At 35.1% G+C, this 11,738-nt stretch carries 11 protein-coding genes and 1 riboswitch; of the genes, 5 read left to right on the plus strand and 6 right to left on the minus strand.

What is annotated here, in order from left to right:
* Positions 1-21: 21 nt before the first annotated feature.
* The 3 genes from ABE048_RS11725 to ABE048_RS11735 all read left to right on the plus strand — a co-directional run bounded on the left by ABE048_RS11725 (position 22) and on the right by ABE048_RS11735 (position 2,896).
* Positions 22-1,035: a FecCD family ABC transporter permease gene (locus tag ABE048_RS11725; RefSeq protein WP_430311467.1), complete on the plus strand. Its 1,014-nt coding sequence runs from the start codon at positions 22-24 to the stop codon at positions 1,033-1,035.
* The gene (locus ABE048_RS11730) at positions 1,032-2,039 is read left to right on the plus strand and encodes a FecCD family ABC transporter permease (protein WP_430311456.1); all 1,008 of its coding nucleotides are present in this window, start codon (positions 1,032-1,034) and stop codon (positions 2,037-2,039) included. Before ABE048_RS11725 ends, ABE048_RS11730 begins: the two co-directional genes overlap by 4 nt.
* Before the next feature lie 155 nt (positions 2,040-2,194).
* Complete coding sequence (locus tag ABE048_RS11735; RefSeq protein WP_430311457.1) at positions 2,195-2,896, plus strand: pirin family protein; 702 nt, start codon at positions 2,195-2,197, stop codon at positions 2,894-2,896.
* A 178-nt stretch (positions 2,897-3,074) separates the two neighbouring features.
* Here the strand turns inward: ABE048_RS11735 and ABE048_RS11740 are convergent, their stop codons facing one another.
* From ABE048_RS11740 to ABE048_RS11755, 4 genes are all read right to left on the minus strand, one after another.
* Complete coding sequence (locus ABE048_RS11740) at positions 3,075-3,809, minus strand: amino acid ABC transporter ATP-binding protein (RefSeq protein ID WP_430311458.1); 735 nt, start codon at positions 3,807-3,809, stop codon at positions 3,075-3,077.
* Between the two features lie 22 nt (positions 3,810-3,831).
* Entirely contained in the window at positions 3,832-4,581 is a 750-nt protein-coding gene (locus tag ABE048_RS11745) for an amino acid ABC transporter permease (protein WP_430311459.1), read from the minus strand.
* An 83-nt stretch (positions 4,582-4,664) separates the two neighbouring features.
* Complete coding sequence (locus ABE048_RS11750) at positions 4,665-5,519, minus strand: transporter substrate-binding domain-containing protein (protein WP_430311460.1); 855 nt, start codon at positions 5,517-5,519, stop codon at positions 4,665-4,667.
* Between the two features lie 129 nt (positions 5,520-5,648).
* A riboswitch (Lysine riboswitch) is annotated at positions 5,649-5,833 on the minus strand.
* Between the two features lie 126 nt (positions 5,834-5,959).
* The gene (locus tag ABE048_RS11755; protein WP_430311461.1) at positions 5,960-7,426 is read right to left on the minus strand and encodes a PepSY domain-containing protein; all 1,467 of its coding nucleotides are present in this window, start codon (positions 7,424-7,426) and stop codon (positions 5,960-5,962) included.
* Between the two features lie 341 nt (positions 7,427-7,767).
* On the opposite strand from ABE048_RS11755, the gene guaC reads away from it, so the two are divergent.
* Together guaC and ABE048_RS11765 are read left to right on the plus strand one after the other, a co-directional pair.
* Complete coding sequence (gene guaC, locus ABE048_RS11760; protein ID WP_430311462.1) at positions 7,768-8,751, plus strand: GMP reductase; 984 nt, start codon at positions 7,768-7,770, stop codon at positions 8,749-8,751.
* Positions 8,752-9,079: 328 nt separating this feature from the next.
* Positions 9,080-11,041 (plus strand): methyl-accepting chemotaxis protein, encoded by a 1,962-nt coding sequence (locus ABE048_RS11765; protein ID WP_430311463.1) that lies wholly within the window; start codon positions 9,080-9,082, stop codon positions 11,039-11,041.
* A 58-nt stretch (positions 11,042-11,099) separates the two neighbouring features.
* On the opposite strand, the gene ABE048_RS11770 is transcribed toward ABE048_RS11765, so the two are convergent.
* Both ABE048_RS11770 and ABE048_RS11775 read right to left on the minus strand, forming a co-directional pair.
* Positions 11,100-11,534 (minus strand): VOC family protein, encoded by a 435-nt coding sequence (locus tag ABE048_RS11770; RefSeq protein WP_430311464.1) that lies wholly within the window; start codon positions 11,532-11,534, stop codon positions 11,100-11,102.
* Positions 11,531-11,738 (minus strand): hypothetical protein (locus tag ABE048_RS11775; RefSeq protein WP_430311465.1); only part of this gene is annotated, 208 nt, incomplete at its 5' end. The genes ABE048_RS11775 and ABE048_RS11770, both read right to left, overlap by 4 nt.

The raw sequence follows: 11,738 nt of genomic DNA on the forward strand, positions 1-11,738 counted from the left end.
ATCGAAAGAAACGATGATATGATGACACAACAAAAACGACGTATATTCCCTTTTCTCATTCAGTTGATTGTTGGGCTTATTCTATTAGTATTCTTCTTTGCAATTGCAATGGTATTTGGTGCAGCTGATACTACATTAAAAGAAGTATGGCTTGCAATCACTTCTCAAGGGAAAATAGATGATACGGTTACGATGATTCGAGAGATCAGATTACCAAGGGAAATTGGCGCCATTTTTATTGGTGCTGCATTATCCGTCGCAGGTGCTATAATGCAAGGAATGACTCGAAATCCATTAGCAGACCCTGGACTGCTTGGGTTAACAGCCGGTGCTAATGCAGCCTTGGCATTTGCAATGGCACTACTCCCTGCGCTTAATTATTTCGGAATTATGTTTGCATGTTTTATCGGAGCAGCAATTGGAGCCCTCCTTGTATTTGGTATTAGTATGTTACAACGTGGTGGGTTTTCACCACTTCGCTTAGTGCTTGCTGGTACCGCAGTCTCTGCGTTTTTGTATGCCATTGCAGATGGCATTGGATTATTTTTTAAAGTTTCAAAAGATGTATCGATGTGGACATCTGGCGGCTTAGTTGGTACTTCGTTTGGTCAATTACAAATTGTTATCCCTACAATTCTAGTTGGTATTTTCATAGCAATCTTATTATCACGACAGCTAACCGTCTTAAGTTTGAGCGAGGAAGTAGCGGTAGGCTTAGGGCAAAACACATTGCTAGTCAAAATGCTTCTCTTCATTGTCATTGTAGTGCTTGTTGGTACTTCTGTTGCACTTGTAGGAAACTTAGCTTTTATCGGGTTGATGGTGCCTCATATGGTTCGTGCTTTTGTTGGAACAGATTATCGCCATGTCATCCCTATGTCTGCAATATTTGGCGCAAGTTTAATGCTTCTAGCAGATACTGTGGGGCGTACTATTAATGCACCTTATGAAACACCACTTGCAGCAATCATCGCTATATTAGGATTACCTTTCTTCCTTGTCATCGTTCGTAAAGGAGGAAAAGCATTCTCATGATTGCAAATTCTTTTATTCGAAAACAACGTATTGTTTTGCTTATTTTAACGTTACTTATTTTAGGTACTATGGTAATAAGTCTTGGAATGGGTGCTTCTGCTGTATCCTTTGATCGGATAATACCAACACTATTTGGGCACGGTACGTTTAAAGACGAATTTGTTCTATTCTCTATTCGCTTACCACGAATCATCATTACATTACTTGCTGGAATGGCGCTTGCCCTTTCTGGGTCTATTTTACAAAGTATTACACGTAATGATTTAGCAGATCCTGGCATTATCGGTATTAATTCCGGAGCCGGTGTTGCTATTGCTATTTTCTTTTTGTACTTCCCAATAGAAGTAGGGTCTTTTGTTTATACCTTACCTTTAGTTGCCTTTTTAGGTGCTATCACTACTGCTATTCTGATTTATATTTTCTCGTATAGCAAAAAAGAAGGTCTTCAACCAGTACGAATGATTTTAGTTGGTGTTGGGTTCCAAATGGCGTTATCTGGGATTATGGTCGTTTTAATCTCTTCTTCTGATAATAGAAAGGTAGATTTCATCTCAAAATGGTTAGCTGGTAACATCTGGGGAGCAGACTGGCCATTTATTTGGGCACTACTTCCCTGGCTTGTTGTATTAATTCCATTTACTTTATATAAAGCAAATCGTTTAAATATCTTAAATCTAAGTGAACCTGTTGCTGTAGGCTTAGGAATTTCTTTACAAAAAGAGCGCATCATCTTGTTGGTTGTTGCTGTTGCATTATCAGCTTCTGCAGTGTCTGTTACAGGCGGAATTGCATTTATCGGTCTATTATCGCCACACATTGCGAAGGCATTAGTTGGACCACGTAATCAGTTATTCATACCTGTTTCAGTTTTAATAGGCGGCCTACTATTATTGTTTGCTGACACGATTGGCCGAAGCTTATTAAGTACAGCCTCTTTACCAGCAGGAATTATTGTTTCGTTAATTGGTGCACCTTATTTCATCTATCTATTGTTTAAAAAATAATCCAATCACGGATGACTAATTAGCTAAAAAAACTGATTAGTCATCTTTTTTAATGAATTAAATCTAAGTGAAATTTGACTTAATTGAAAGAACGTTTTACAATTATCTCGAATTAGAGATATTTTAAAATGAAATATTTTAAAGGAGAGATTACAATGCTTAGAAAAGTTGATCATAAACAAATGGGTACAAGCCATCTAGGTTGGTTAAACAGTACATTCCATTTTTCATTTGCAGAATATTATAATCCAAACAATATCCAATTTGGTGCTTTACGTGTTATTAACGATGATTTAATTGCACCACATACAGGGTTTGACCTACATCCTCACCGTGATATGGAGATTATTTCTTACGTAGTAAATGGTTCACTTACTCACCAAGATAGTATGGGTAATAAGCATACAATCACTCGAGGTCAAGTGCAATATATGAGTGCAGGTACTGGCGTTTTCCATAGTGAGCATAATATGGGTGACGAAGAATTACGCTTGTTACAAATTTGGATATTACCTGATCAATATGGTCATACACCTCATTATGGTGAATTCTTGTTTGAAATGGATGATCGTAAAAACAAATGGCTTCATATGGTTTCAGAAAAAAATGGTACTGCACCTATTCAAATAAACCAAGATGCTAATTTGTATGCTATTGAATTAGAAGCTGGTAAAGAAATTGACTTTGAAGTAGCAACAGGTCGCCAAGCTTATCTTGTAGATATAGAAGGACATGCCATGATTAATAATGTAGCACTTGAAACACGTGATGGTTTAGAAATTGTGGAAGAAGACATTCATATTAAAGCTGAAGATACAGTACATTTACTAGTGATTGAAATGGCTAAAGTTGACTAATCACAAACCATATTAAATTGATTATTTCAGAAACGTTTTCTTCACAACGTTTCTGATTTTTTGGGTTGCATTTTCAATGACCATCTTATCCTGATTTGTTTTGAAAAAAGCAAATTTAACAACGCCTAAAATAAACTAGCTCCCTTCTCAAAATGAGATGACAGCTATAGTTAAATATTTATTTTAATGCACGTTGTAAGAAAGCCTTCGTACGTTCATGTTTTGGATTGTTGAATACTTCATCTGGAGTACCGTCTTCAACAATAACACCCTTATCCATGAAAACAATTCGATCTGATACTTCACGAGCAAATTCCATTTCATGTGTAACAATAATCATGGTAAGCCCTGATTTTGCTAATTCCTTCATAACTTTTAATACTTCCCCAACCATCTCAGGGTCAAGAGCTGATGTGGGTTCATCGAATAGTAGTGCATCTGGTTGCATAGATAGCGCCCTAGCAATTGCTACTCGTTGTTTTTGACCACCTGATAGTTGACCTGGTCTTGCATTTAAATAGCGATCCATTCCAACTGTTTTTAAGTATTTCATCGCAACTTCTTTTGCTTCTTCTTTTGAGCGTTTTAATACCTTTGTTTGACCAACAATACAATTATTTAGAACATCCCAGTTGTTAAATAAATTAAACTGCTGGAACACCATTCCTAGATGTGTACGATAAGTATTAATATTACGTTTATTGTCTAAAATATTTTCACCATTATAAATAATCTCGCCACCACTTGGCGTTTCCAGTAGATTAATACAACGTAAAAGCGTTGACTTCCCGGAACCAGATGAACCAATAACACACACTACTTCACCTTTATTGACAGAAAAGTTAACGTCTTTTAACACTTCGTGTGTACCAAAGGATTTGCTGAGATGTCGAATATCAATTATTGTTTCCATTTGTTTTCTCTCCTTCGTACCCCTATTGTGGTGACTCTGGTCGACGAATGACCACAGTTTCATCTAGCATTTGATAATTTGCATCTCCTGCTAGTTTTCGTTCAAAGTAACGTAAAATTTGCGTTACGATTATCGTCATAACTAAGTAAATGATACATGCGACAAAGAATGATTCAAAGTATCGGAAGTTGTTCCCCGCAATTGACTTCGTTTGAAAGAATAGCTCAGTTACACCTATTACATTTAATACCGATGTATCTTTAATATTCATCACATATTGATTACCTGTCGCCGGTAATATATTGCGCATTACTTGCGGTAGTACTACATGGACCATTGTTTGCCAGTGATTCATACCGATTGCACGAGCAGCTTCAAATTGACCTTGGTCAACACCGATAATCCCACCTCGTACGATTTCTGCCATGTAAGCACCTGTATTAATCGATACAATTAGAATGGCTGCAAATGTACGATCCATATCGATACCAAATAGTAAATCAGAACCGTAGTAAACAACCATCGCTTGCACAATCATTGGTGTACCACGGAAGAATTCCACATAGATTGTCAAGATTGTATTGATGATTTTTAATATCCATTTTTTTGTACCGCTTTTACCCCTTGGAATCGTATTAATGACGCCAATAATCAAGCCGATTAATGCGCCAAAAATAGTTCCAATTGTTGATATAACTAGTGTCATCCAAGCGCCTCGTAAGAACATCGGCCAGTTATTTGTAATGATATTGATAAACCATTCTAAGCTCATTATTACTCCTCCTTAAAGCACAATAAGAACTACCAATTGCAATCATTCACAATCGGTAGCTCTGCTTAAGTTCGTTTAAAAAACTATTTAGCTGCTGGTTGATTTTTAATTGCATCATCCATAATTTTTTCACGATCTGCGTCAGAAATTCCTTTTAGAATCTCGTTAATTTTAGATGTTAAGTCACTATTTTTTTGTACACCTACAGCGATAGCAGTGTCTTCTTGTGAAGTTTTGAAACCTTTACCATCTGCAAATTCAACCATTGCGAAATGATCGTTTGCAGCTGTTGCTGATACTGCTTCAGGTTTTTCTGATACGTAAGCATCAATCTTGCCTGATTCAAGAGCTACACGCATAGCTGGGAAATTATCCATTGCTGTTTCTTTTTTAACACCTTCGATTTGATCGATGACAGAGTAGTGGAAAGTGTTTAATTGAGCTGTTACTTTAGCACCTTTAAAGTCAGCAATCGATGTTGCGCCTTCGAATTTACTACCTTTTTTAACCACTAATACTAAGTTTGATTTGTAATAAATATCCGAGAAATCAATTGTTTGTTTACGCTCTTCAGTTGGTGACATACCAGCGATAATCGCATCAATTTTACCTGAAGTTAATGCTGGTACTAGTCCATCCCATTCTGTTTTAACAATAACTAATTTTTTACCTAAGCCGTCAGCAATTTTCTTTGCAATTTGTACGTCATAACCGCCAGCGTATTCTGCATTTCCTTGAATAGCAACTGCGCCATTAGAATCGTCTGATTGAGTCCAGTTAAATGGTGGATATCCTGCTTCCATACCCACTGCAAACGTATCTTTACCATCTTTATTTCCTGATGATTCCGACTTTTTAGAATCGTTTGATCCACATCCAGCTAAAACTAGGATGGCCATTAATAAAACACCCGATAATAATGCCCATGTTTTTTTCATGTTTCCCTCTCCTTTAGAAATGATATCTATCATATGTGTGTAATAAGAAAAAAAGACTATAAAAAAGGAACCTGAGTTGAACTCAGGTCCCAGAATATGTCTAGTCCTAAATCCTCTACTTTTATCCCTTAATGAGATAGCACAACTCAATAAACCGGGGTAGTTTATTGAGACAGTCCTGCAATTATTCACTGCAGACCCAGCATGTAATCTCGAGATCAATTACACACTTCGGCAACATTTCCTTCTTCCCAGTTTCATCGCTTTCTCTAACTCCGCTAAGAACTATTAAATATCGCGCCTCTACCTCACCAATATAAGTGAGGTCGTATTTACTTGTTGTGAACAGTCTACAATACTAGCTATTTACCTGTCAACTGTCCATTATCAGATTATTTATAAAATAAAGAGATTTCTAATTTCTCTTTTTACCCACTAGATTATTCTCCCTCTTTTAAAATATCTGCATTAGTATATTGAATTTCTCCAGTAGTAGCATCGATTTTTTCAATCGCTCTTCCTTGTGGGAAATACATTATATAATCTAAACCGTACACTGCCACTTCCTCTTCTTCATCATCATAACTAGAAGTACGAGCAAGTTTCATATGTATTTGATTTTTAAATATTGCATCAGCTTGTTCTAATGACAATACAGGATTCATATCCAAAGATATTAATTTCTCTTCATTTGGTAATAGGATTGTACAATCACGGATAATCCCCGTATAGACACCAACGTTTACATGTATAGAATATTCTTCAATACGAATTCCTTTATGATTGCGTATAAATGTAAATGTTGTGAATGGCTCAAAGTCCATTTCCTCTTCTTCAAAATCTTCTTCATCGTCTTCCATCATTTCAAGTTCTTCAAAGAATTGACGTTCCTCCTCTGACAATTCCTCTTCGCTTAAAATATCAAAATCGTCATCATATTCTAACTGATCTTCAAGTAAATATTTTTCGTGAATATTACCAACAACTGTTTCTAAGAACATTTTTGCCTTTTCTTCTAAAACTTTCTCAGGTAATTCACTTTCCAATTCTACCCAATCAACAGATGCTTCATAATCTACTTGAATTTCATCAGAATATTCAACTTTAATAATTGGTTCTGCTTGTTCGATGTTTTCTCCATCTTCTGCTTTATACCAATAACGACTGTCTCCCTTTCCTACCAAATACATATCACTTGTAACACCCAATAAACTTTCAATTGTTTCCGTAACGGTTACTTTTCCAAATGTTCTTGCCTCTACAATTTCCTCTTCCAAAAATCCTCCTGAAGATACAATATGACCATCTACATGGACTGCCATATAATCACGTTTTGGGAAATAGGCTAATTTCATTTCACCGTTATCTTCGTTAATTCCAAGTTCCACTAAAGGATATTGGCATAAGGTATCTTTTGCATCATCGGCTGAAATTTGAATATCTGGATAGGATAATTGGTAGTATGATTGGAATAATGTTGCTGAAATAATAAATCCTTGCTTATTAATTTCGATTGTCGCTCCTGAATTAGGCAAAAATAAATTTAAGGCTACGTCCTTTGCCTCGAACACGATTAAATAGGATTCGCCATTCCATTCTGTCATCATATTAAAATGAAGACTGTCGCGGCAAAATTCATGTACAAAATCTTCTGCACAGCCAATTAATTCATCCGGAGTCAACTCTTCAAACTCATCTAGAGAAACATCATTATTTTCCATAATTTCATCTAAATCTATCATAAATGAGGTTAGTTTCCCATTATCCGATAATTCAATATGACCATACACTAACTCTCTATGAGCATCTATAATCTCTCCAACTGTAGAATCATCCTCATCATACTCAATCGTAATTACTGGACGTCCAATGATATAATCTCGTAATACAATTTCCCAATTTTTCATCAGTTGCTTCCTCTCATTAATCTCTTTATATATTGAAATTTAATCTTTTTGATTTTTTATGTAAAAGTAGGAAATAACTTATATGTCTCGTTTTTTCCTATATCCCTCAAAACCTGATTTTAACATAAATCTGTTAGTTCGTCCTAAGTTGTTCAGATAAAAAAAGTTCCTTCTCTAGCAGAACCTATATCATTTTATTTCGTATCAAAATTCTATTTTATTAATTTCTTTGAAAAATGTAAGAAAATATTTTGACATTGCGATGAAAATAATGTAAATTACCAAAGGACGAACATTTTCATTCAATAAAAAAATAATATTCGTTTTTAGGAGTGTGTTTGATGGATAATGTATTTGATTACGAAGATATTCAATTAATTCCCGCAAAATGTATTGTTAATAGTCGCTCTGAATGTGATACAAGTGTAATGCTTGGTGGTCACAAATTCAGACTTCCAGTTGTTCCTGCAAATATGCAAACAATTATAGATGAAAATATCGCAATTAAATTAGCTGAAAATGGTTACTTCTATATTATGCACCGCTTCAATCCTGAAAAACGTGCAGACTTTATAAAAGATATGCAATCTCGTGGCCTAATCGCTTCAATTAGTGTCGGAGTAAAACCTGAAGAATACACTTTTATTGAAGATTTAGCTAAAGCAAATTTAACTCCAGATTATATTACAATTGATATTGCTCACGGTCATTCAAATGCCGTGATTAACATGATTCAACATATTAAGAGACTAATCCCTACAACTTTTGTCATTGCAGGTAACGTTGGTACACCAGAAGCTGTACGTGAACTTGAAAATGCAGGCGCAGACGCAACAAAAGTGGGAATTGGACCAGGTAAAGTATGCATTACTAAAATTAAAACTGGCTTTGGTACAGGTGGCTGGCAATTAGCTGCACTTCGCTGGTGTTCAAAAGCCGCAACAAAACCAATTATTGCCGATGGTGGTATTCGTACAAATGGTGATATTGCAAAATCAGTTCGATTCGGTGCTACAATGGTGATGATTGGCTCACTATTTGCTGGTCATGAAGAATCTCCAGGTAAAACTATTGAACTCGATGGTAAATTATATAAAGAATATTTCGGCTCTGCATCTGAATTCCAAAAAGGCGAAAAGAAAAACGTCGAAGGTAAAAAAATGCACGTCGAACATAAAGGGCATTTAAGAGATACTCTAATTGAGATGGAACAAGATCTTCAATCTTCTATTTCATATGCCGGTGGTACAAAACTTGATTCGATTCGCAATGTAGATTATGTAGTCGTTAAAAACTCTATTTTCAATGGAGATAAAGTGTACTAGGAAACACCATTTCATACCTATTAGAGCTACATCATCAATTATTACAATTGGCGGTGTAGTTTTTTATTATTTTTTATCGTTATAATTTTCAGACTAATCATATTATTCTTGATATTTTTTTATCTTTTTTACACTATTTTCATTTATTTACAATCAAATAAATATTATTGTGGTAGAATTGACTCATCAACCTCTATCATTTGAATCATTAAATACTACTAGCTATTAAATAAATTTGTACTAATTAACTTAGAGTATGAACTTGATTCAAACGGGAGAGAAACGAGAAATACTAAAATTAATCAACAGAATAGCGAGGTATCTTTATTTGAAAAAATTATTAAATTTGAATCTCCACAAAAAATTATTCATTGCATTCTTACTAACTTTAGTGATTCCTTCTATTATTCTAGGTGCAATTTCATATGACAGTACAAAAAAACAAATTGAATCTGAACAAATTAATAGCGCCCAATCAACCATTAAATTATTAAATTCAAATATTACGGATACAGTCCAACCTAAAACTCATGATGTAAGTTATTTATCTAAAAAAATAACATCATCATTATTAGATGCTTCAAAGGATTCAAATCTCCGAAATATTTTAGACCAATATGTCAATGAGCATCCGGAAGCTGCAATGGCTTATGTCGGTACATCTAAAGGCAAAATGATTCGTATGCCATATTTTGAATATCCAAAGGACTATGACCCACGTGAACGCCCATGGTATAAAGAAGCACTTCAAAGTAACGGCGATGTTGTAATTACAGAGCCTTATACATCCTCTACAAGTGGAAATTTAGTCATTACAATTTCAAAGGTACTAGCGGATGGATCGGGTGTAGTTGGTGTTGATATTGATATTGAAAAACTTCAGGAAATCGCTAATAAAGTTAAAATTGGTAAATTAGGATTTGTTTCTTTGATTGATAATAACGGAAACTATATTTCGCATCCTCATAATAAGAGTGGCAATGCAGCAAAGGAATCCTATATCAATCAAGTTTTATCTAAACCGTTTGGTCAAATAGATAATCAAGATCAAAAAATACTATATCAGACTAATAATGATACTGGTTGGAAAGTAATTGCTACAACGTATAAATCTGAAGCGATAACCGCTGCTTCTAAGACGTTACAAATTGAAATAATAGTAGAAATCATTTTTATCGTTATTGGTAGCATTTTAATACTTTTCATTGTTCGTTCAATTATAAATCCAATCAACAAATTAAAAGCTAGTGCACACAGAATGGGTGAAGGGGACTTAACAGAGGAAATTGATATTCATTCAAATGATGAAATTGGGGAACTCGCCAAATCATTTAACACGATGAAAAACAATCTTTCTTTATTAATTCAAAAAGTAAATAGTAGCTCAACACTCGTTCAATCTTCATCAGAAGAATTATCAGCAAGTGCTAGCCAAAATATTGCTGCATCACAACAAATTGCTGCTGCCATGCAACAAGTAACCATAAGTACCGAAAAACAAACACACGGAATCGAACAAAATGCAAATTCCGTAGAAGAAATTGCAACAGGTGTTACAGCAATTGCTGAAGATGCTTCACAAGTCTCTAATTTTTCAATGCAAGCTACACAACAAGCGGAAGACGGAGGACAATCAATTCAGCATACTGTATCACAAATGGATTCAATTTATCAATTTGTCACTCAATCAGATACTAAAATTAAGTCTTTATATGACCGTACAAAAGAAATTGGTGCCATTTTAGATATCATGGGAGACATTGCCGGTCAAACAAATTTACTCGCACTCAATGCATCAATTGAAGCTGCGCGTGCAGGTGAACATGGTAAAGGTTTTGCTGTTGTTGCCTCAGAAGTACGCAAGCTTGCTGAAAGCTCTCAAGAATCCGCTTCAAAAATTGCTGGGCTTATCACTGCTGTGCAAAAGGATTCTGGAGAAGCTGTGCAAATTATGAGTCAAACTTTAGAAAATGTAGAAGAAGGTATTACCATTTCACAAGACACTGCGCAAAAATTTGAAGCCATTATTTCAAGCATGCGCGAAATAACACCAAAAGTTGAAAATGTTTCTGCAACATCTCAACAAATAGCTGCATCTATTCAAGAAATAGCTGGTACTGCCAATAATCTAAACGACCATGCCAAAGATACTGCTGCCGCTTCAGAAGAAGTATCTGCTGCTACTGAGGAAACATTATCATCTATGGAATCAATGGAAACAGCTGCTGGTCAATTACTGAACATGTCTGAAGAATTGCAAAATGTTGTTCGTCGATTTAAAACTAAATAATAATAAAAAAGCTCTAGCCAGTTCAAACTGCGCTAGAGCTTTTTGGGTTTAAAGTTGGTTATTCTGGTTGAAAGACTGTTCCATCATCTAAATTAAACTGCCATTCCACACCAAATCGATCTCTCACGCTTCCGTAACATGGACTCCAGAATGTCTTTTGTAATTCCATTGTTACTTCTCCACCTTCTTGCAATGCACTAAACGATGAACGGATATACGCTTCATCATCACTCACAATAGCTAAAGTGATATTATTTCCGACAGTATACGGATTTCCTGGGAATGTATCAGAGAACATGATATCACTGCCACTAAGTTTAATATTGGCATGCATTACTAAATTTTTTGCTTCCTCTGGTAATTTAGAATTTGGATCATTGTCAGCATCACCAAATGTCATAATTTGAGGCTTTTCTGTTTGAAACGCTTTACTATAAAACTCCACTGCTTCACGAGTATTCCCATTAAAAATTAAATACGCATTTACTGTCATTGATTACACTCCTCTAACCTTTTTATAGTACATATATATTTTATTTGAAAGCTATTAGTTGGGTCAAACTTGAAATATTTACAATAAAAATACTTTTCATATAAATCAATTTCATAAATCCATTTTCGGTTATTAAATACGACCATTTCAACACATGATGTGGAATCAGCTTCGCTTTCCGCGGGCGAGCGTTGAGCCTCCTCG

The sequence above is a fragment of the Rummeliibacillus pycnus genome (assembly GCF_050459865.1).
Lineage (GTDB): Bacteria > Bacillota > Bacilli > Bacillales_A > Planococcaceae > Rummeliibacillus > Rummeliibacillus pycnus_B.